The organism is Streptomyces pseudogriseolus (genome assembly GCA_002154585.1).
In the GTDB taxonomy this organism is placed as follows: domain Bacteria; phylum Actinomycetota; class Actinomycetes; order Streptomycetales; family Streptomycetaceae; genus Streptomyces; species Streptomyces pseudogriseolus.
In genome coordinates this window covers 35,669-56,666 of the sequence record MUNG01000117.1, presented here as the reverse complement: position 1 = coordinate 56,666, position 20,998 = coordinate 35,669, and the positions used below count along the sequence as shown (strand labels likewise).

The window sequence follows — 20,998 nt, the reverse complement described above, 5'->3', positions numbered from 1 at the left end:
GAGCGGCAACACCGCCTTCGTCCACGCCCTCTGCGAGGCCGTCGAGAACGCGGGCGGCCACCCGCTGCCCATCTACGTGGCTTCGCTGCGTGCTCCCGAGCCCGGGCTGATCGAGGAACTGCGCGCGGCCGACGCGATCGTGACCACCGTCCTGGCGGCCGGCGGCACCAGGCCCGCCGACGCGTCCGCGGGCGGCGACGACGAGTCGTGGGACGCGGGCGCCCTCACCGCGCTGGACGTGCCCATCCTCCAAGCCCTGTGCCTGACCGGCTCCCGCGCCGACTGGGAGGGCAACGACGAGGGCGTGTCCCCACTCGATGCCGCGAGCCAGATCGCCGTGCCCGAGTTCGACGGACGCCTCATCACCGTCCCGTTCTCCTTCAAGGAGATCGACGCCGACGGTCTCCCGGCCTACGTCGCCGACCCCGAGCGTGCCGCCCGCGTCGCCGGCATCGCCGTACGCCACGCCCGCCTGCGGCACATCCCGGCCGCCGACAAGCGCCTGGCCGTGGTGCTGTCCGCGTATCCGACCAAACACTCCCGCATCGGCAACGCGGTCGGTCTGGACACCCCTGCCAGCGCGGTGGCCCTGCTGCGCCGACTGCGCGACGAGGGCTACGACTTCGGCTCCGGCGCCGAGGTCCCGGGCCTGGGCTCCGGCGACGGCGACGAACTGATCCGCGCGCTGATCGAGGCGGGCGGCCACGACCAGGACTGGCTCACCGAGGAACAGCTCGCCCGCAACCCGGTCCGTATCCCCGCGGCCGACTACCGACGCTGGTACGCGACGCTCCCCGAGGAGCTGCGCACGGCAGTCGAGGAGCACTGGGGCCCGGCGCCGGGCGAGATGTTCGTCGACCGCAGCCGCAACCCCGAGGGCGACATCGTCCTGGCGGCCCTGCGCTTCGGCAACCTGCTGGTCCTCATCCAACCCCCGCGCGGCTTCGGCGAGAACCCCATCGCCATCTACCACGATCCCGACCTGCCGCCCTCGCACCACTACCTGGCCGCCTACCGCTGGATCGCCGCACGGGCCGACGACGGCGGCTTCGGCGCGGACGCGATGATCCACCTCGGCAAGCACGGCAACCTGGAGTGGCTGCCCGGCAAGAACGCCGGCCTTTCCGCCGCCTGCGGCCCCGACGCCGCTCTCGGCGACCTTCCCTTGATCTACCCCTTCCTGGTCAACGACCCCGGCGAGGGCACCCAGGCCAAGCGGCGCGTCCACGCGACTCTGGTCGACCACCTGGTCCCGCCGATGGCCCGCGCCGACTCCTACGGCGACATCGCCCGCCTGGAGCAACTCCTCGACGAGTACGCCCAGATCGCCGCCATGGATCCGGCCAAGCTCCCGGCGATCCGCGCCCAGATCTGGACCCTGATCCAGGCCGCGAGGCTCGACCACGACCTCGGCCTGGACGACCGCCCCGACGACGAGGGCTTCGACGACATGATCCTCCATGTCGACGGCTGGCTCTGCGAGGTCAAGGACGCCCAGATCCGCGACGGCCTGCACGTCCTCGGCACCCCTCCGGCCGGAGCGGACCGCGTCAACCTCGTCCTGGCCATCCTGCGCGCCCGCCAGATCTGGGGCGGCGCCACCGCGCTGCCCGGCCTGCGCGAGGCGCTCGGCCTGGACGAGTCCGCCGCCACCCGCACCACGGCCGACGAAGCGGAGGAACGGGCCCGCGCCCTGGTCCAGGCGATGGAGGACGCCGGCTGGGACCCGTCCGCCGTCCCCACCGAACACGGTGAACAGGTCGCCGCCGTACTGGAGTTCGCCGCCCGCGAGGTAGTCCCGCGCCTGTCGGCCACCACTGCCGAGATCGACCACACCGTCCATGCCCTGAACGGCGGATTCGTCCCGGCGGGCCCCTCGGGTTCCCCGCTGCGCGGCCTGGTCAACGTCCTGCCGACCGGCCGCAACTTCTACTCGGTCGACCCCAAGGCCGTCCCCTCCCGCCTGGCCTGGGAGACCGGTCAGGCACTCGCCGACAGCCTCCTGGAGCGCTACCGCTCCGACAACGGCGACTGGCCCGCCTCGGTCGGCCTGTCCCTGTGGGGCACCAGTGCCATGCGCACCGCCGGCGACGACGTCGCCGAGGCCCTCGCCCTGCTCGGTGTCCGCCCCGTCTGGGACGACGCCTCCCGCCGCGTCACGGGTCTGGAGCCCATCCCGTACGAGGAACTGGGCCGGCCCCGCATCGACGTCACCCTGCGCATCTCAGGGTTTTTCCGCGACGCGTTCCCCCACACCGTCGGCCTGCTGGACGACGCCGTCCGGCTGGCCGCCTCCCTGGAAGAATCGGACGAGGTCAACTTGGTGCGCGCCCACGTCCAAGCCGACATCGCCGACCACGGCGACGAACGCCGGGCCACCACCCGCATCTTCGGCTCCCGTCCCGGCACCTACGGTGCCGGTCTGCTGCAGCTCATCGACTCCCGCGACTGGCGCACCGACGCCGACCTCGCCGAGGTCTACACCGTCTGGGGCGGCTACGCCTACGGCCGCGAACTCGACGGCCGCCCGGCCCGCGACGAGATGGAGACGGCGTACCGGCGCATCGCGGTCGCAGCCAAGAACACGGACACCCGCGAGCACGACATCGCGGACTCGGACGACTACTTCCAGTACCACGGCGGCATGGTCGCCACGGTCCGTGCCCTGCGTGGCACCGCTCCCGAGGCGTACATCGGCGACTCCACCCGCCCCGAGACGGTCCGCACCCGCACCCTGGTCGAGGAGACCTCCCGCGTCTTCCGCGCCCGCGTGGTCAACCCCAAGTGGATCGAGGCGATGCGCCGCCACGGGTACAAGGGCGCCTTCGAGCTCGCCGCCACGGTCGACTACCTCTTCGGCTACGACGCCACCACGGGCGTCGTGGCCGACTGGATGTACGACAAGCTCACCGAGACCTACGTCCTGGACCCCACCAACCGCGAGTTCCTGCAGCAGGCCAATCCCTGGGCCCTGCACGGCATCGCCGAGCGGCTGCTGGAGGCGGAGTCGCGCGGGATGTGGGAGAAGCCCGACCCGGCTGTGCTGGACGGGCTGCGGCAGGTGTACCTGGAGACCGAAGGAGACCTCGAAGGCGAGGACTGAGCGCGCTCAGTGGGTGCAGCGGGAGCACAGGCCGTGGACCAACAGCGACCCCGCTGCCCCGGGCCGCAGACCGGTCAGTTCCCGGACTCCGCGCACCGCCTCCGTCAACGACTCGCTGACCAGGTCGTCGACGTGGCCGCACCGCTCACACATCGTGTGGTGGTGCGGCTCGTTCGTGATGCCGTAGCGCGTCGGCCCGACGCAGGGCACCGCGTGCGTCACACCGGCGGCCGTCAACGTCTCCAGCGTCCGGTAGACCGTCGTGGGGTGATGCCCCGCCCCCGACAGCGTCAGTCGTGCACCGATCTCGGCGGCGGTGAGGTGGCGCCCGGGGACGTTCAACAAGCTCAGGATCCGCAACCTGCCAGGAGTGCAGCGCATGCCGTGCTTGCGCAGCAGGGCGCGAGGCTCGGGCAACACTCCTGACTGTCCACGCGCCTCGTCAAGGGTTCTCGCCATACCGCCGCCTTCCCGGAGGCGGTCCCGCCGGCGAACACAAGACCGGCCACCTCGCCACTCGTCGTACGCCGGTCGGAATTCCGGCGACATCGGTCCTAGGACCATCGCCTGATCAATAATTGCCACTACTGCTGCTAGCGTGCAACTGCACATCAGTGGCAATAACGTCGGAGGATGTTGGACATGGCGGTGTACACGCTCCCGGAGCTTCCCTACGACTACTCGGAGCTCGAGCCGGTCATCAACCCGCAGATCATCGAGCTGCACCACGACAAGCACCACGCCGCGTACGTCAAGGGTGCCAACGACACGCTGGAGCAGCTCGCCGAGGCGCGGGACAAGGAGCAGTGGGGCTCGATCAATGGCCTGGAGAAGAGCCTGGCCTTCCACCTCTCCGGCCACATCCTGCACTCCATCTACTGGCACAACATGACCGGTGACGGAGGCGGCGAGCCCCTGGCCGCCGACGGTGTCGGTGACCTCGCCGACGCGATCGCCGAGTCCTTCGGCTCCTTCGCCGGCTTCAAGGCGCAGCTCACCAAGGCCGCCGCGACCACCCAGGGTTCGGGTTGGGGCGTCCTGGCGTACGAGCCGCTGAGCGGCCGGCTGATCGTCGAGCAGGTCTACGACCACCAGGGCAACGTCGGCCAGGGCTCCACCCCGATCCTGGTCTTCGACGCCTGGGAGCACGCCTTCTACCTGCAGTACAAGAACCAGAAGGTCGACTTCATCGACGCCATGTGGGCCGTCGTCAACTGGCAGGACGTGGCGAAGCGTTACGAGGCCGCCAAGTCCCGCACCGACGTGCTGCTGCTGAACCCCTGACCGCGGGGGCCGTATGACGTCCTGCTCGTGATCGTCTTCTCACCCTTCACCGGCAGGCGGCACAAGGAAGGGCCTCCGGCCGGGGCGACCCGGCCGGAGGCCCTTCCGCCGTGTCCGGGGTCCGCCCCTGCACGCAAGTCCTGGACGCGCTTACGGCGCCGTGATTCCCGCGCAGCCACTGCGGGCCGAACGCGCGGCGGCCCGTCCGGATGACCAAGTCCGCTGCTGTCGCGGCTTCTTCGCCCTCTCCGGGAACCGACCGCCTCTCCCTCCCGACTGCTCTGAGGAGGCAGGGAGGTGGCATGGAAGGGCTGGATGTCCGGATGTCCGGCGTCGTGTGCCGGCACGGCAGGGTCGAGGCCGTGCGCGACGTCGATCTCGACATCGCGCGCGGGCAGCGCGTGGCGCTGACCGGTACCAACGGGTCGGGTAAGACCACGTTGCTGCGTGCCGTTCTGGGGCTGCACCGGCATGTCGCGGGTCGGATCCTGGTGGGTGGCCGGGACACCGGGAGCGCCGCCGGGTGGGCGTGGCGGCGACAGGCGTGCGCGTGGATCCCGCAGAAGCCGGCGACCGGCCGCTTCCCCCTGCTGGGGCGCGAGTTGCTGGCCAGCGGTGGTGCCCGTGCCGAGGCGGTGGAGGCGGCCGGCAAGCTCGGGGTCGGGCACCTCGCCGACCGGCCGTTGCACACCCTGTCCGGCGGTCAGCTCCAGCGCATGTACCTGGCGCGGGCGGTCGGCTGTGTGGCGGCCGGTGCGGGCGTCCTGCTCGCCGACGAGCCCACCGCCGCCCTCGACTTCTCCGGTCAGGAGGAGGCGGCCGACGTACTGCTCTCCCTGCCGGTGACCGTCGTGGTCGTCACCCACGACCGGGCTCTGGCCGAGCGCTGCGACCGGGTGCTGGAGATGGCCGCGGGCCGGCTGCGGGAGGTCCGGTGAGCGCCCTGGCCGCGGCCGACGTCGGTCAGCTCCTGCAACTCGTGCCCGTCCAACGGGCCGGCGTCGCCCTGCTGGTGGCCGCGGTCGGACTGCCGGTGATCGGCGTCGTCATCGTCGGCCTCGACATCATGCCGGTGCGGTTCGCGATGATGCACGTCGCACTCCTGGGCATCGCCGTCGGACTGCTGACCGGGCTCGATCCCATGCTGTGCGCGCTGGTGGCCTGCGCCCTCGCCGGCGCCGGAGTCGCTCCACTGGCCCGTACTCCGGACGGCCTGTCCGGTGCCATGGGCCTGCTGATGAGCCTGGCGATCGCCGCCGCCCTGCTCGTGCTCGCCGTCTCCGGCGTCAACGCGGCGGGCGCCTTCTCCCTGCTCTGGGGGTCCATCCTCTCGGTCGGTACCGCCGACCTGTGGCTGCTCGTCGCACTGGCCGTCGTCGTACCGGCCCTCTTCTGGTGGCGCCGCAGAGACATCGCCCTCCTCCTCTACGACCGTGAACTCGCCCTGTCTTCGGGCGTGCGGGTCGACCGGCTCACCCTCGTGCTGCTGGTCCTGGTCGCGGTGTCCGTCGCCGGAGCCATCAAGCTCACCGGCGCCCTCCTCGTCGATGCGCTGACGCTTCTTCCGGCTCTCGCCGCCCGACGGCTGGGCCGTTCCCTGCTGTCCATCACCGCCTGGGCGGTCGGTATCGGTGTGGCCGTGAACCTGACCGGGTTCCTGGTCGCGCTCCGTTTCGACTGGCCTCCCGGCCCCGTCCTCGTCCTCACTGCCGGCGTGGTCGTCCTCGCCGTCCATCTCGTACCCGAACGGAGAATCAGCTCATGGCGCGCACCCGCGTCCGCATCACTCCCCTCCTCGCACTGAGCTTCAGCGCGGCCCTCCTGTTGACGGCCACCGGCTGCGGTGGGGAAAGCGATACGCCGTCCTCCTCGACTTCCTCGTCCGACGCGGACGCGGCAGGGAAGGACACCGGTCCGGTCGTGGTCGCCACGACCAGTTGGGAAGGGGCGTTCGCCAAGGCCGCGGGTGCCGAGGACGTCACGGTCATCGTGCCGGAGTCGGTGCAGCACGCCCCCGACTACGACCCGAAACCCTCCGACCTCGCGGCCGTGGCGGACGCCGACTTCGTGCTGTACGCGCCCTTCGAGCCGTACGCCGAGAAGTTCAAGGAGGCCGCCGGAGGCGACGCCGAACTGGTCGAGGTCAACCTCGACAACGACGCGGACAAGGCCAAGGCCGAGGTGACGCGACTGGGCAAGATGTTCGGAACCGAAGCCACTGCCAAAGAGTGGATCACCACGTTCGACACCGAGTACGGCAAGCTGCAGAAGGGCCTCAAGAGTGCCTGGCCGGACGGCAAAGCACCCACCGTCGTCGCCCAGGTCTTCTCCGCCTGGTCGGCGAAGCTGGCCGGGGCCGAGGTGGTCGGTACGTACGGACCCGAGGCCGTGACGGCCGAGCAGTTGTCCGACCTGTCCGGGAAGAAGCCCCAACTGGTCCTCGACAACGTGCACATGACGACCGGCACCGTGCTGCCGGACTCGGGCGCGCGCCAGGTGGGGATCGTCAACTACCCGGACGAGGACCTGGATCTGCTGACCGTCTACAAGAACGCGGCGACGACGCTGGAGAAGGCGATGAACGCCTCCTGACTCGTGGCGCCGTACCCACCGAAGTTCGGTCGGCGGACTTCGCGTCGTACGTCGAAAAGGGCCGCCCGGGGCGTTCCCCGGGCGGCCCTCCGTCGTCCGGAGGGTCAGCCGGCCGAGGCCAGGGGCTGCTGCCGCTCCGTCTCGGGCAGACACCGTTCCCGCAGCGCCGCCCGGTCCGGCTTGCCGGCCGGTGTCAGGGGAAGTTCACTCAGCACCAGCAGGCGCTCGGGGTGTTTGCGCCGTTCCAGACCTCGCGCGTCCAGGTGCGCGCACAGCTCCTCCAGTGTGGGCGCCGCCTCGTCCCTGGGCACGACGCAGGCCGCGAGCCGCTCGCCCATCAGCGGGTCGGGCACGCCGACGCACACCACGTCCCGGACCGCCGGGTGCGCGGCCAGTTCGACCTCGACCTCGGCGGGGCTGATGTTCGCCCCGCCGCGGATCACCACGTCCTTCAGCCGTCCGACGACCCGGAGCGTGCCGTCAGCGTCGATGAGGCCGAGGTCCCCGGTGCGCACCCAGCCGTCCTCGGTGCGGTAGCGGGTGTCGAGGTCGGGGGCGGCGACGTAGCACAGTGGTGTCATGGGGCCACGGGCGACAATCTCGCCGACCGTGCCCTCGCCGACCTCCCGCAGCTCACGGGTGCCGGGGACGGCGATCCGTATGTCGGCGACCCGGGGATCGGGTTGTCCCGCGGCGACTCCGGGCCGCCCGTCGCCGTCGGGGGAGCCGGGTGTCAGCCCGGTGTGGCAGTTGACGCCGTCGGCGGAGCCGTAGAGGTTGACGACCGGGCAGCCGAAGGCCCGGCGGGCCTCGGTCGCGGTGGCCTCGTCCAGTGGTGAGCCGCCGACGACCACGGCCGTCGGTGGAGTGAACGTCCGGTGCCCGCCCTCCGCGATCCGGTCGAGCATCATGCGGATCATGGTCGGTACGCCCAGGACATGGGTCGGTTCGTGTGCGGCGAGCGCCTCCAGGGCTGCCTCGGGCGTGAAGTGGTCGAGCAGGACCAGGGTTCCGCCGTGCCGGGCGAGGGTGACCGGGGTGCCGTTGCTGCCGAAGGCGGAGGCCAGCGGCACCAGGAAGAGGCAGCGCGGCGGGCGCCCGTCCGGGATGAGGGAGCCGAGGAAGTTGCCCCGGCCGCCGGCCAGTGCATTGTGCGAGTAGGCCACCATCTTCGGCTCGGACTCCGACCCGGAGGACACGAGGATGCGGGCGGCGGTGTCGGGATCGGGGCGGGCCGGCACGAACGTCTTCGGGTCGGTGCGCGTCAGGGCCGACAGCGGGACGGCTCCCTCCGGTGCGGTGCCCGCCGGCCCCGCGGCGACGACCGTGCGCAGGGCGGGCAGCTCATCCGTCAGCGCCAGCAGGTCGGCCGCGTGACGGCTGCCCCGGTGTTCGGTTGCCGCGATCACCGCGACCGCCTCCGATCTGCGCAGCAGCGACGCCGCCTCGCGCCCGCCCCGCCCGACCGGGAAGGGCAGCGCCACCGCGCCCAGGGCGGCGAGCGCGAGGTCCGCGACGACGGCGTCGCGGCCGTTGGGCAGCTGGACGCCGACGACGTCACCGGCGTGTATCCCGAGGCCGGAGAGCCCGGCGGCCAGACATCGGGCCTTGCGGTCCAGCGCGGTGTAACAGAGTTTCCCCTTGGCGTCGAGGACCGCCGTACGGTGCGGGTCGGCGATCTGACGGGCGCGGTAGAGGCTGTAGAGGTCCAGATCGGGGCAGGTTCCCTCGACGGCCCAGGTACGGCGCAGCGTGGCGGGCAGCAGGTCGTGCAGGGCGACGGTCATGCGAACCTCCAGGGGGCGGGGACGGTGGGGGAGCCATGGGCGTCGCGGCTGATCGGGCCGGAGGAGAGCAGGCCGGCGAGGTCGGTGACGACCGGGACGGCGGCCGTGCCTCGCTCGTGCAGCCGCTCCAGCGCACGGGCCGTGGAAAGGTGGTACGCGTCGTGCGGGAGGGCGGCATGGTCGGGCAGGGCGATCCAGCCGTCGGCCGTGGGCACGGGCCGACGGAATCCGGCCGGCCGGCGCGGGTCGAGGCCCTGGGCCGCGCGGATCCGGGCCGGCATGGTCAGTACGTCGGCCGCCCCCAGCAGCGACGAGTCCACCCGCACACCGGCTCCCGTGCGCTGACGCAGCAGCAGCCCCGCGAGGACGGCCTCGGCCCCGAGGAGTCCTCCGAGCACGTCGAGCAGTGTCATCAGGGACGGTACGGGCGGTTCGTCCGCGGGCCGCACCGCCTCGCCCACTCCGGTGCGGGCCTGCACCATGAAGTCGGTGCCCATCGGCGCCCCGGGCAGCCGGTCGGCCCAGCCGCTGGTGTACGCGTAGACGAGCGCGGGGTGGTCGGCGGACAGGTCTTCGTGGTCCAGGCCGAGCGCGGCGGCCTTGCCCGGCGCCCAGTTGTGCAGGAACACGTCGGCCTCCGCCGCCATCGCGCGCAGCCGTTTGCGGTCCGTGGCGGACTTGATGTCCACCTCGACGGCCTTCTTGCCCCGGTTGAGCGCGAGCCAGCGGGCCGAGACACCCGAGCAGGCCGGAGGCATGCCGCGCAACGGATCACCGCCCGGCGGCTCGATCCGCACCACTTCGGCGCCGAGCAGCCCCAGCAGATGCGCCGTGAGCGGTGCTTGGATGCGGCGGCCGGCCTCCAGGACGGTCATGCCGGCCAGCGGGGCGTCGACGGGCGGTGGTGCGCCGGAGCCCGAGTACGACGCCTCGTGCGCCGTCAGTTCCCAGGGTGGGGCCCCGTCGTGCTCGGCGGCCCGTTCTGTGAGCGTGTGCAGGGCGCACACCTCGGCTCCGGAGGCCCTGGCCGCTTCCCGGACGCGCTCCCAGCCGTGGTCGCGGGCCGAGGCGTGCAGCTCCTGCGGAAAGGGCGCGCAGGCCGTGGCGTACCGGAACTGGAAGGGCCGCCAGCCGCGCCGTACGGCGTCCGCCGGTGCGTCGAGGGTGCGCCAGAAGGCGGCCCACGCGCCCGGGTCGAGTGTCTCCAGTTCGAAGACGACCCCGTCGGCGGAGGCGAACGGCGGGCCGCCCGGTGCGATCTCCGCGGCCTCGGCCTCCTCCGCTCCGGCCGCGGCGAGATACTGCGAGACGGCGAGCAGTCCGGCCCGCTCGACGCTCACCTCGATGCTTGCCACCTGTGAGCCGCGGGCCTGGGCGAGGAGCCCGGCCAGCAGGCCCTGCACGGTCAGGACACCGGCGGCGGTGGCGGCGTAGTCGGCGGCGAGCCCGCGGGGCGACCCGTCCCGGCGGCCGTGCACGGCCATGATGCCCGTCGCCGCCTGCGCGGTCGCCTCGTCGACGGCGCGGTCGCCCCACGTCATGTGGGCGGTGATGCCACCGCACTCCGGTCCGACGAGTGTCATGCGTTCGCCGGAGCGTCCGGTCTCCTCCGCGCCGAGCAGCTGTAGGTGCTCCGCGACGAGTCCGTCCGCCGGCCCCGGGGGGCCTGAGGCTTCCAGACGCAGTCCGTCGAGGGGCCGGGACGTCTGCGCGACGGCCGGTGTGGCTGGTGGTGCCATGCCTCTCCTTTCCTGACGCGCGGGAACCCGGGGGCGATCACCCCCGACCGGTTCCACGAACAGACAGTCGGACCGGCGAGAGCCGGAGTTCCCTGAAAGGTGGGGGAGACATGCTGGACGAGACGCTCGGCGACCCGCAGTGTCCGCCGGAGGTGCGGGAGTTGAAGGAGCGGGTGGCGGACTTCGTCCGCTCCCGGGTGGTGCCGTGCGAAGGCATTCTGGACAGTGGTGGCTCTGACGCGGCCCGGACGCTGCACCGGCTGCGCCGGGAGGCGAAGGACGAAGGGCTGTGGGCACTGCCCCTTCCGGTCGAACTGGGCGGTCAGGGGCTTGGATTGCGGTCGTACGCGCATGTCGCGGAGGCGGAGGGCGCCAGTGACCACGGACCGGCGGTCCTCGGGTCGGCTTCCCTGCTGGACGCGCTCATGCTGGCGCGACACGGCAGCCCGCGCGTACGCGAGCGATACCTCGCGCCGCTGGTCGCGGGGGAGTTGCGGGCCAGTTATGCGATGACCGAGCAGGACGTGCCCGGCACCGACCCGTTCCTCACCGCCACCCGCGCCGTCGACACCGAGGACGGCTGGCGGCTGACGGGACGCAAGTGGTTCGTCAGCGGAGGCGACACCGCCGACCTCGTCACCGTCCTCGCGCGCACGGACGGGCGGCCCCCGGAGCGGGACGGTCTGTCCCTGCTGCTGGTCCCGACCACCTCTCCCGGCTTCCGGGTGGTGCGCGAGCTGCCCGTGCTCGGCACCGCCGGACAGGCGGAGATCGCACTCGACGGTGTCGTGGTGGACACTGACTACCTGATCGGCGAGCGCGGCAAGGCCCTCGCCGTCGCCGCCGAACGGCTCCAGCTCGGCCGGACCCTGCGCTGCCTGCGCTGGCTCGGCCAGGCGGGCCGTGCCTTCGACCTCATGCGGGAACGCGCCGTCTCCCGCTCCCGCTCCCGCGGCCCGCTCGGCGACCTGCAACTCGTCCAGCGCCACGTCTTCGAGTCACTGCTCGCCCTACGCACGACCCGGCCGTTGGTCCACCAGGCCGTGTCCCGGCTCGACGCGGGCGTCGACGCCCATGTCGAAGTAGGGCTGGCCAAGGTCGCGGCGGCCCGCACGCTCCAACTGGTGGCCGACGCGGCGATACAGGTCCACGGCGCGGCGGGGCTCGGCCCGGACACCGCGCTCCCCGCCCTGTTCCGCACGGGGCGCGCGGCCCGCGTTCTCGACGGCCCCGACGAACTGCACATCACCTCCGTGGCGCGGCGAGTACTGCGTACGGAGTCCGCCTAGCCGGTGCCACCGGCCACCCGGCCGGTGAGTTCCGCCAGGGCGTAGGCCAGGAAGAAGTCGCCCCAGATCAGCTCGTGCCGGACGGCTGTTCCAGCCGTCAGGTCGTAACAGCCGTCCAGGAGGCGGCCGTCGGTGGTCAGGTGCCGGTCGACCAGCGTTTCGAGGAGGCCGACGGCCCGGTCCCGGCGTCCCAGTCGCAGCAGCGCCAGCGCCGTGATGGCGGCGGCGGAGGTGTCGAGAGGGCCGTCGGGGTGAGCGGCGTCGGCGAGCGGCACGGGAGAATCCGGCACCAACGTGTCGGCCGGCTCGGCGAACGAGTCGCCGTCCGGCAGACAGGCGCCTTCGGCCAGGGCGAGCAGCAGCCACGCCGGACCACGGCTCCAGCCCGGTGGGGGATCGGCGCAGGCGGCCCAGCCGGTCGCCTCGGTGTGCAGCCACGACCACGAGGACGGTTGGCTCCCGAGGCACAGGTCGAGATGCCGACGCAGATGGGAGCGGGCGGCCTCCACGTCCACCGTGGCCAGCAACGGCACCATGCCGGGTACGCCGTCCACGCGGGCCATCAGCCGCGGCCCGCCGAACGCCGACCCCCACGGCACGAGGCCCAGTTCCGGATCGAAGGCGTCCCGGCAGGCCCGCGCGCCCCGGTTCCGGATCCGGTCTCCGTCATCGGCGAAGACGGTGCCGTACCAGAGGATCAGTCCACGGGTGGAGGTGTCCGCACCGGCCCAGTCGGCCAGGCGGGCCGTGCACGCCCGTGCGGCCTCCCGGTCAGAGGGGTCGCCGGTGTGCCGGGCGCGCAGCCACAGCAGTCCCGCCCAGAAGCCGCCGGTCCAGGAGCCGCGCGCGGTCGTCCTCCACGTGCCGGTGTCCGGGTCGGCGTAGAGGGGGAACCGGTCGCCGGCTTCGGCACGTGTGGCGAAGGCCCTGGCGAGGACGGAGTCGAGCGCCGGGGCGGCCCAGTCGGGTGCCGGGTCCGGTTCCACGCGGCCCGCCCGCCGGTTCTCGGGAGGACGGGCGGACCCGTCCGTGCGTGCCCTCATGGCCGCACGTCCGACCGGCGTTCCCGCACGGACCACAACAGCGCCACCACCCCGGCCCCCGCGAACTCGGCCGCCACGAGGAGCCACCCGCTCCCGTACCGGCCCGCCTCGGCCAGCACCCCGAACATTGGCGGACCGACCGCGAACCCGGCGAAGAAGCCCGCGGAGACCAGCGCGGAGTCCTGGCCGGCCCGGCCCGGCGCGGCGCGCTGCATGACGAGGACCATCGACACCGCGTTCGCTGCCACGGCGAACACCCCGACGGCCACGGCCGCCACCCACACGAACGGGCGAGCGGACGACGAGCCCGCCAACAGCAGGGCCGCCGCCACCGCTCCGACGGCGAGCGAGCCTGGCAGCCAGACCGCCCGGCCGGGATGCCCCGCCACCTTCGACCAGCCCAGCCGGCCCGCGATCCCGGAGACACCGAGCACGGCCACCAGCGCCCCCGCCGCCGTGGGACCGAGCCCCAGACGTTCGGTGCCGTACAGCGACAGGTAGGTGTTGACCGAGGCGATGCCGCAGCCGAGCAGCAGCGAGAACACCATCAGCCACGCGGTCATCCCGCGCGGCACCCAGATGGCCGGAGTGGACTTCGCGGGCGGATCGACGGGCAGGGCGCGTGCCGCCCACACGGCGGCCACCGCCGCGGCGCCGGCGGCGGTCCAGACGGCGCCCCGCCACCCGGTGAGACCGGCCAGCGCCGCGAGCGGCAGCCCGGCCGCGAATGCCCCGAGCTGTACCCCCGACTGCTTCATGCCGGTCACCGAGCCGCGCCGGGCAGGCGGTACGGCGGCGAGGATCGCCTTGTTCGTGGCGGGGTTGGCCAGTGCCTGCGGCAGTCCGCCGAGCGCGACGGCGGCCAGCAGGAACCCGGAGCCGGGAGCCGTTCCGATCAGTGCCAGCGTGACCGCGGCCACGGCGAGCAGGGCCACCAGGCAGCGTCGGGGCCCGACCCGGTCCACCACCCGGCCGCCGGCCGGGGAGAGCACGGCCGCCGTGGCGAACCCGACGGTGGTCGTCAGCCCGAGCACCGTCGGTGAGACGCCGAGGTCCGCGACGAGCCGCGGGCCGAGCGCCCCGAGCAGGAACAGCTGCATCATCGAGAAGGCCATGGCACACGTCAGCAGCGTGGTCAGAGCCCTTGTCGCTTTTTCCCCGGTTGCCGAACCTGCCTCGTTCCGCCCGGCCTGCTCTGTCCGTCCCGTCGTCACAGACGCACCTCCTTGGGGAGGCAGTCGAGTGCAACTCTCCTGGAGTTCCCGGGGGTTGGCGTGACATGAATCACCGGGAGCGGATTGAGGCGCGGGCCCGGGAACTTCTCGTACTCGCTCAAGACGGTGCGCCGGAAATGCAAGGATGAGCCGCCATGGGCGCTGGGTGGTGTCTCCGCACGACACGGGCCGCGGTGTTCGCGGCCGTCTGCGTGCTGCTCGCCGCCCTGGGGCACGTCATGATGTCGGGCTCCTCCGTGCCCTGGTGGGCCCTCGCCGTCGCAGTAATGGCATGCGGTGGGACGGCATGGTGCCTGGCCGGTCGGGAACGCGGTCTCCTTCTCGTCTCCTCCGTCGTGGTGGCCGCCCAGTCGGCCCTGCACGAGTGGTTCTCCTACGCGCAGGCACTGTCGACGTCGTCGATGTCCGCGGGCGGTACGGCTCACGGCACGCCTTCCACGCATCACATGGCCTCCACGGTTCACACCGGTCACGCCATGCACTCCATGCCCCATGACGGATCCGCCATGGGGCCGACGGGTGCCATGGACCCGGTGACGGGAATCGGCCACATCATGGGCGGCGAGATGTCCTCCCCGGGCATGCTCGCCGCCCACTTGCTGGCCGCGCTACTGAGCGGCCTGTGGCTCGCGCATGGCGAACGCGCGGCCTTCCGCATCCTGCGGGCCGTCGCCGGACGGCTGGCCGCCCCGCTGCGACTGCTCCTCGCCCTCCCGGCACCTCCGCGCCGCCCAGGCGTCGTCCTGCGCCGTGGCCGCACGGACCGCAGTCCGCGCCGGCTGCTCCTGGTGTACGCGATCACTTCTCGGGGTCCGCCCGTGGGAACCGCTGTCCTCTGAGACAGCCGGTTCCCCGACACCGTCCCGGGCCTCTCACGCCCGAACGGCTTCGGGCATCAGGAGTGCGCCGCAGTACAGGCGTACTCCTGCCACCCCCTGCCCACACCGGATCCGCCGTGTGCCCCGAGCCGCCCGGTCCGGTCTCCGGATGTCCGCGTGTCGGCCCTCCGGACCCCCGAAAAGGACACCAGGTGATCAGTCCCGCTCTTCCTGCCGCATGCGACAGAACTCCGCACCTCACGAGAACACCTGAGGAACGCAAGTCCGCCGACGAGCTGATAACGGCCTGGGCGCTCACCGCCCGCGGTGGTGACCCGGAAGCAGTCGAGAAGTTCGTTCGCGCCCTCCAAAGAGACGTCCGGCATTTCGTCGGGTATCTGGGCGCCGACCCCCAGGCCGCCGACGACCTGGCTCAGGACACCTTCCTGCGGGCCCTGGGCAGCCTGCACCGTTTCGAGGGCCGCTCCTCCGCCCGCGTCTGGCTGCTGTCCATCGCCCGCCGGGCGGTGATCGACAGTTACCGGCACGCGTCCGCCCGGCCGCGTCTCGCCGACACCGACGACTGGCAGGCCGCCGCCGAACGCGCCCAGGAGCGCGGTCTGCCCGGCTTCGACGACGGCATCGCTCTCACCGAACTGCTGGACGCGCTGCCCGCCGAACGCCGTGAGGCGTTCGTCCTCACCCAACTCGTCGGCCTTCCCTACGCGGAGGCGGCCGAGCTCAGCGGCTGCCCGATCGGTACGGTCCGCTCCCGGGTCGCCCGGGCCCGTGCAGCGTTGACGCAGTTACTGCACGAGGCGGAACGAGCCGACCTGGTGAGGGCTCCGGACTGACCGGGTGTCCTGAGCGGCTCGGGCCGACCGCTGGGGGCTTCGAAACCGGGCCGTGCAGGACTCGCTCCCGGCCGCGGTCCGGTCGGGTGGGTATCCCCGGTGCCGGCGGTTCGTCCGCAGGGTGCCAGGATGGGGCGCCATGTTCGCCGGTGGGTTTCTGCGTGTGCTGCGGGCCGCGGTGTTCGCGGCCGTCTGCGTGGTGCTCGCCGCCCTCGGCCACGTGCTGATGTCGGGGGAGGGGCTGCCCTGGTGGGTGCTCCTCTCCGGCGCCGCCGTGGTCGGTGCCGTCGGCTGGGCTTTCGGGGCCCACGAGCGTCGCCGCCGTACGGTGGCCGGCCTGACGGTCGTCGTCCAGACCTGCCTGCATATCGCCTTCACGCTCGCGCAGTCCGGCAACCGGCCGGCCATGGCGGCGGCCCCGGGGGATGCGCAGTCCCTTCGGCAATGGGCCGACCGCTTTCTCTGCGGCGCGGCCCCCACGCCCGAGCGGGTTGCCCGGGCCTATGACATCGCCGTGGCGGCGGGACTGCACCCCACGGATCACCTGGCCTCTCACGGCGCCCACAGCATGACGTCGACGGGCCACGACATGACGCACCTGGCCGGCTCGTCCTCCTGGGGCATGCCGGCCGCCCACGTGTTGGCCGCCGTCCTGTGCGGACTCTGGCTGGCCCAGGGCGAAACCGCGGTCTTCAAGATGCTCCGCGCCTGCGCGGACCGCGCGTTCGTACCGTTGCGGCTGGTACTGGCGGTACTCTGCCCACCCTCCACTCCGCCCTCCTTCCGCCCGGCTCCGCGGCCGAGGCGGCGCCTGCGGCAGCTCCTGCTCGTCCACGCCCTCACCACCCGGGGGCCTCCCGGGGAGACCGCTGTCGTCTGACAGCCGGATCACCGCCACCGCCTTCCACACGGCGGCGGTCTCCCGCCCGCGCTTCCTCGCGGCCGGATCTCCCCATCACCCGTGCGACCGCCGACGGCACCTGTGCGGTGCCCGGCTCGTCCGCGCGGGACTGAAGGAAGGACCACAGGACCATGACCCCTGCCCTGCCCACCGTGACCGACGAGACGGTCACCTCCTGGGCGCTCGCCGCCGCCGACGGCGACAGCGAAGCGGTCGACCGTTTCGTCCGGGCACTGCAACGCGACGTACGCCGCTACGTGACGTACCTCGCCGACGACGCGCAGGCGGCGGACGACCTGACCCAGGACACGTTCCTGCGCGCCCTGACGGCACTGCCCCGGTTCGAGGGGCGTTCCTCGGCGCGGACCTGGCTGCTGTCGATCCCCCGCCGGACCGTCATCGACAGCCTGCGCCATGCCGCCTGCCGTCCCCGTACGGCATGGACCGACGACTGGCAGGCCGCGGCAGAACGCGCCCAGCCGACGGGACTGCCGGGCTTCGACGAGGGCGTCGCCCTCATGGAGCTGGTCGACTCCCTGCCCGGCGACCGCCGTGAGGCGTTCGTGCTGACCCAGCTCATCGGACTGCCGTACGCCGAGGCCGCCGAGCTGAGCCGGTGCCCAATCGGCACGGTGCGCTCCCGGGTGTCTCGCGCGCGGACCGCCCTGGCCGAGTGGGCGGCGGACGGGTCCGTCACCCGCCACCTGGCGGAACCCGCCGTGGCCTGACGACACGACCGGGCGTCGTTCCGGCCGTCGGTCGCCGCTCCCGGGCAGCGGCCGACGGCTGCCGGCCTTCCTGAAGCCTCTCGGGTCTCTCTAGTGACGGGCGTCACACTTGCCCTGAGGAACTTGAGCACCTGCGGCCCCGACTCCTGTACCGGTACGGCTCGGTTCAGCGGAGGCCGTACGACGTGCAACGCGAACGGGAGAGTCGACAGATGGAGCAGACGCGGCAACCCGCTTCCGGCGCCCCGGCCGGCCTGCTGCACCGGTTCCTGCCCCCTCCCGCCCTGTGTGGGTTCCTCGTGCTGCTGGTGCTGGTGTTCGCCGCCTCCTACGCCGTCGGCCGGAGCGTCGGCCCCGTCGCGCCCGGGATGCACGGTCCCGGGATCACCCAGGACGGCCATGAGGGCGGCGGCACGGACACGGAAGACGACGACATGGGCGGCATGAACCACGGGAGCGGACGCTGATGGCCGGCGAACCGGTGTCCGTGCAGGAGGTGACCGACCTGGCGGTCGGCGGCATGACCTGCGCGGCCTGCGTGAAGCGGGTGGAGAAGAAGCTGGCCAAGCTGGACGGCGTCACCGCGAGCGTGAACCTGGCCACCGGGAGGGCCCGCGTGCACCATCCGCCCGAGGTGCTCCCGGAACAGCTCGTCGCCGCCGTCGAGCAGGCCGGATACACCGCCGCGCTGCCCGAACCGCCCGAAGCGCGGCGCCGAGAGGACGGTGACGACGAGGATACGGAGACGGAGCAGGAACGCCACCGGCTGACGGTCACCATCCTGCTCGCCGTCCCCGTGCTCGTTCTGTCGATGGTGCCCGCCTGGCAGTTCCGCAACTGGCAGTGGCTGTGCTTCGTGCTCGCCGCGCCCGTCGTGGTCTGGGGCGCCTGGCCCTTCCACCAGCGGGCGGCGCGGGCCCTGCGGCACTCGGCGTCGACCATGGACACCCTGGTGTCGCTGGGCGTCGTGGCCTCCTTCGCCTGGTCCTCCTACGCCCTGTTCCTCGGTGGCGCCGGCGATCCGGGCATGCGGATGCCCTTCAGCCTGGTGCCGACGGCGTCGGACGGGGTCGCCCACATCTACCTGGAGGCCGCCGTCGGCGTCCCCCTGTTCGTCCTGGCGGGCCGGTACCTGGAGGCGAGGGCCCGGCGCGGCACCGGAGCGGCCCTGCGCTCACTGGCGGAACTGGCCGCCAAGGAGGTCGCCGTACGCGACGACACGGGCGAGCGCCGCATCGCCATCGAGGACCTCCGGGTGGGCCAGATCTTCGTCGTACGGCCCGGAGAGCGCGTGGCCACCGACGGCACCGTCGCCGAAGGCAGTTCGGCCGTCGACCTCTCCCTGGTCACCGGGGAGAGCGAACCGGCCGAGGTCGGTCCCGGCACGGTTGTGATCGGCGGTTCCGTGAACGTCGGCGGTCTGCTGGCCGTGCGGGCCACCGCGGTTGGCGCCGACACCCGACTGGCCCGTATCACCCACCTGGTCACCGAGGCGCAGGCAGGCAAGGCGCGAGCGCAGCGCCTCGCGGACAAGGTCGCCGGAGTCTTCGTACCGGTCGTGCTCACCCTGGCCGCCACCGTCCTCGGCTTCTGGCTCGGCGCGGGCGCCGACCCGCAGGCCGCGATCACCGCCTCCGTGGCCGTCCTGGTCGTCGCCTGCCCCTGCGCCCTCGGCCTCGCCACCCCGACCGCCCTGATGGCCGCCACCGGCCGTGGCGCCCAACTGGGCGTCCTGGTCAGCGGCCCACAGGCCCTGGAGGGACTGCAGCACATCGACGCCGTGGTCCTCGACAAGACCGGCACCCTGACCTCCGGGCACATGAGCGTCGCCCGGGTCACGGCCGCACCCGGCGGCATCGGCGAGGAACAGGCGATCAGGCTCGCGGGAGCGGTCGAACAGGGTTCCGAGCACCCACTGGGCCAGGCCGTCATGGCCTACGCCCGACGCACCGCACCGGACGGCATGCTGCCGGACGTGACCGGCTTCGCGGCACTGCCGGGACGCGGCGTGCGCGGGAACGTCGACGGACGGCTGGTGGAGGTGCTGGCCCCGGACGACGAGCTGCCCGCCCCCTTGGACAAGGCGCTGTCCGCCGCCGAGACGGCCGCCCACACGCCCGTCGTGGTCCGCGTCGACGGTGTGACCGAGGCGCTCGTCGAGGTCGGAGACGTACTGCGGCCCGGCAGCTACCGGGCCGTGGACCGGCTGCGGCGTCTGGGCGTACGGCCGGTGCTGGCCACCGGGGACCGTGAGGCACCCGCCCGCGCCGTCGCCACCGCCTTGCGCATCGACGACGTACACGCCCGTTGCACCCCCGAGGACAAGGCCCGGCTCGTCCACGAACTACGGGAAGAGGGCCACCGGGTCGCCGTCGTCGGCGACGGAGTCAACGACGCCGCCGCCCTGGCCGGGGCCGACCTCGGCATCGCCATGGGCACCGGCACCGACGTGGCGATCGGAGCCGCCGACGTCACCCTGGTCCGCGGAGACATCGACGCCCTCGCGGACGCCGTCCGCCTCTCCCGCAGCACGCTGGCGACGATCAGCGTCAACCTTCTGTGGGCCTTCGGCTACAACGTCGTGACGGTGCCCCTGGCCATGGTCGGCCTGCTCAACCCGATGCTGGCCGCCGCCGCGATGTCCGTCAGCTCGCTGCTCGTGGTCGGCAACAGCCTGCGGCTGCGTGCCTGGCGGCCGTCACCGGCCCGCAGCCGTCCGTTCACGTCGCCCGCCCGTGGGAGGAGCCTTCGATGACACCGTCCGTCTGGACGCCCACCCGGCGACGACTCGCGGACACCGCCCTGGCCGCTCTGGCACCGGTCTGCGCCTGTGTGCTGGCCCTGGGCGGTCTCGCAGTCTGGACCGCCACGGGCAACGCCGGTACACCCGCACGCATCGGTGTCACCGACGCGCGGCTCTTCCTCCCGTCGCGGGGAGTGCCGGAGACAGCAGCATTCTTCAAGATCAGTAACGCCGGTGGCGCCCAGGACCGGCTGGTGGGGGTGACTTCGCCCGACGTCACCGAGGGCATCTCCCTCAGCAGCCACCGGATGACCGCCGGCGGAGCCGCATACCGCTGGCCCACGGAGTCACTGTCCATCCCCGCCGGGGGCACCCTCGACATGTCTCCGCACAGCAGCGATGTGACCGTCCCGGCCGCGGAACGCTGGGCGGAGGGCGACCTGGTGCCCTTCACCCTTCACTTCGAGCACAGCGGGCGAATGGAGGTCCTGGCGGTGGTCGTCCGGCCCGGGGCCTGATGACGCCGCCGCGCGGCGGAGCACCGTGGGGCGTATGGTGCTCCGCCACGCGCTGTCACGCGGTGACCGCATCGGCCACCTCGTACCCGGCTTCGGTGATGGCCGCGCGGACCAGGGCGTCGCGGGCCTGGCGCATCGTCAGGTCAGTCAGCATCTGGTCAGCATGAGTCCGCACGCATTCCGGGACAGGGGTTCGGGTCGGTGCTTGGTCGGCCATGGTGCGACAGCCTGGATCGGACGGAAGCGCAGGCGAGGAGCCTTCTTACCCGAGTGGGGTCGATGTTCTCCGGAATCCTCGAGTGCGACGAGTGCCGGTGTACAGTGAAGACCGCCCTTGACCTGCACAAAGCAGGCAGGGAGCCGT

At 72.6% G+C, this 20,998-nt stretch carries 18 protein-coding genes; 13 read left to right on the top strand and 5 right to left on the bottom strand.

Annotation, left to right across the window (positions count from 1 at the left end):
- The coding region (cobN, locus tag CCN29_RS12410) for a cobaltochelatase subunit CobN (RefSeq protein ID WP_442538337.1) at window positions 1-3,103 on the top strand (3,103 nt) is incomplete at its 5' end.
- A 6-nt stretch (window positions 3,104-3,109) separates the two neighbouring features.
- Here cobN and CCN29_RS12405 read toward each other — a convergent pair.
- Complete coding sequence (locus tag CCN29_RS12405; RefSeq protein WP_203549580.1) at window positions 3,110-3,520, bottom strand: Fur family transcriptional regulator; 411 nt, start codon at window positions 3,518-3,520, stop codon at window positions 3,110-3,112.
- Window positions 3,521-3,745: 225 nt separating this feature from the next.
- On the opposite strand from CCN29_RS12405, the gene CCN29_RS12400 reads away from it, so the two are divergent.
- From CCN29_RS12400 to CCN29_RS12385, 4 genes are all read left to right on the top strand, one after another.
- Window positions 3,746-4,387 (top strand): superoxide dismutase, encoded by a 642-nt coding sequence (locus CCN29_RS12400; protein WP_058917524.1) that lies wholly within the window; start codon window positions 3,746-3,748, stop codon window positions 4,385-4,387.
- Between the two features lie 302 nt (window positions 4,388-4,689).
- Window positions 4,690-5,325, top strand: a complete 636-nt coding sequence (locus CCN29_RS12395) for a metal ABC transporter ATP-binding protein (protein ID WP_058917525.1) — start codon at window positions 4,690-4,692, stop codon at window positions 5,323-5,325.
- Window positions 5,322-6,191 (top strand): metal ABC transporter permease, encoded by an 870-nt coding sequence (locus CCN29_RS12390; protein ID WP_086681715.1) that lies wholly within the window; start codon window positions 5,322-5,324, stop codon window positions 6,189-6,191. The genes CCN29_RS12395 and CCN29_RS12390 overlap by 4 nt, the downstream gene beginning before the upstream one ends.
- Window positions 6,149-6,979, top strand: a complete 831-nt coding sequence (locus CCN29_RS12385; protein WP_086681712.1) for a metal ABC transporter solute-binding protein, Zn/Mn family — start codon at window positions 6,149-6,151, stop codon at window positions 6,977-6,979. The genes CCN29_RS12390 and CCN29_RS12385 overlap by 43 nt, the downstream gene beginning before the upstream one ends.
- Before the next feature lie 104 nt (window positions 6,980-7,083).
- Here CCN29_RS12385 and CCN29_RS12380 read toward each other — a convergent pair whose 3' ends face one another.
- Together CCN29_RS12380 and CCN29_RS12375 are read right to left on the bottom strand one after the other, a co-directional pair.
- Window positions 7,084-8,766 (bottom strand): class I adenylate-forming enzyme family protein, encoded by a 1,683-nt coding sequence (locus tag CCN29_RS12380; protein WP_086681709.1) that lies wholly within the window; start codon window positions 8,764-8,766, stop codon window positions 7,084-7,086.
- The gene (locus CCN29_RS12375) at window positions 8,763-10,505 is read right to left on the bottom strand and encodes a CoA transferase (RefSeq protein WP_086681706.1); all 1,743 of its coding nucleotides are present in this window, start codon (window positions 10,503-10,505) and stop codon (window positions 8,763-8,765) included. Before CCN29_RS12375 ends, CCN29_RS12380 begins: the two co-directional genes overlap by 4 nt.
- A gap of 110 nt (window positions 10,506-10,615) precedes the next feature.
- On the opposite strand from CCN29_RS12375, the gene CCN29_RS12370 reads away from it, so the two are divergent.
- The gene (locus CCN29_RS12370; RefSeq protein ID WP_086681704.1) at window positions 10,616-11,794 is read left to right on the top strand and encodes an acyl-CoA dehydrogenase family protein; all 1,179 of its coding nucleotides are present in this window, start codon (window positions 10,616-10,618) and stop codon (window positions 11,792-11,794) included.
- On the opposite strand, the gene CCN29_RS12365 is transcribed toward CCN29_RS12370, so the two are convergent.
- Both CCN29_RS12365 and CCN29_RS12360 read right to left on the bottom strand, forming a co-directional pair.
- A complete protein-coding gene (locus CCN29_RS12365; RefSeq protein WP_086681701.1) occupies window positions 11,791-12,837 on the bottom strand; it encodes a sugar ABC transporter permease in 1,047 nt (348 codons plus the stop codon). The genes CCN29_RS12370 and CCN29_RS12365 overlap by 4 nt on opposite strands.
- Window positions 12,834-13,952, bottom strand: coding sequence for an MFS transporter (locus tag CCN29_RS12360; RefSeq protein ID WP_086681698.1), 1,119 nt, complete (start codon window positions 13,950-13,952; stop codon window positions 12,834-12,836). Before CCN29_RS12360 ends, CCN29_RS12365 begins: the two co-directional genes overlap by 4 nt.
- A 254-nt stretch (window positions 13,953-14,206) precedes the next feature.
- On the opposite strand from CCN29_RS12360, the gene CCN29_RS12355 reads away from it, so the two are divergent.
- From CCN29_RS12355 to CCN29_RS12325, 7 genes are all read left to right on the top strand, one after another.
- On the top strand, window positions 14,207-14,911 hold the full coding sequence (locus CCN29_RS12355) for a hypothetical protein (RefSeq protein WP_086681695.1): 705 nt from the start codon (window positions 14,207-14,209) through the stop codon (window positions 14,909-14,911).
- A gap of 191 nt (window positions 14,912-15,102) precedes the next feature.
- A complete protein-coding gene (locus CCN29_RS12350; protein ID WP_086681692.1) occupies window positions 15,103-15,744 on the top strand; it encodes a sigma-70 family RNA polymerase sigma factor in 642 nt (213 codons plus the stop codon).
- A gap of 139 nt (window positions 15,745-15,883) precedes the next feature.
- Window positions 15,884-16,624, top strand: a complete 741-nt coding sequence (locus tag CCN29_RS12345) for a hypothetical protein (protein ID WP_086681689.1) — start codon at window positions 15,884-15,886, stop codon at window positions 16,622-16,624.
- A gap of 152 nt (window positions 16,625-16,776) precedes the next feature.
- Entirely contained in the window at window positions 16,777-17,373 is a 597-nt protein-coding gene (locus CCN29_RS12340; protein WP_086681685.1) for a sigma-70 family RNA polymerase sigma factor, read from the top strand.
- Between the two features lie 212 nt (window positions 17,374-17,585).
- Window positions 17,586-17,840: a hypothetical protein gene (locus CCN29_RS12335; protein WP_189406012.1), complete on the top strand. Its 255-nt coding sequence runs from the start codon at window positions 17,586-17,588 to the stop codon at window positions 17,838-17,840.
- Window positions 17,840-20,128 carry a heavy metal translocating P-type ATPase gene (locus CCN29_RS12330; RefSeq protein ID WP_086681682.1) on the top strand — a complete coding sequence of 763 codons (2,289 nt, stop codon included), beginning with the start codon at window positions 17,840-17,842 and terminating at the stop codon, window positions 20,126-20,128. Before CCN29_RS12335 ends, CCN29_RS12330 begins: the two co-directional genes overlap by 1 nt.
- Entirely contained in the window at window positions 20,125-20,634 is a 510-nt protein-coding gene (locus CCN29_RS12325) for a copper chaperone PCu(A)C (RefSeq protein ID WP_086681679.1), read from the top strand. The genes CCN29_RS12330 and CCN29_RS12325 overlap by 4 nt, the downstream gene beginning before the upstream one ends.
- Window positions 20,635-20,998: the final 364 nt, after the last annotated feature.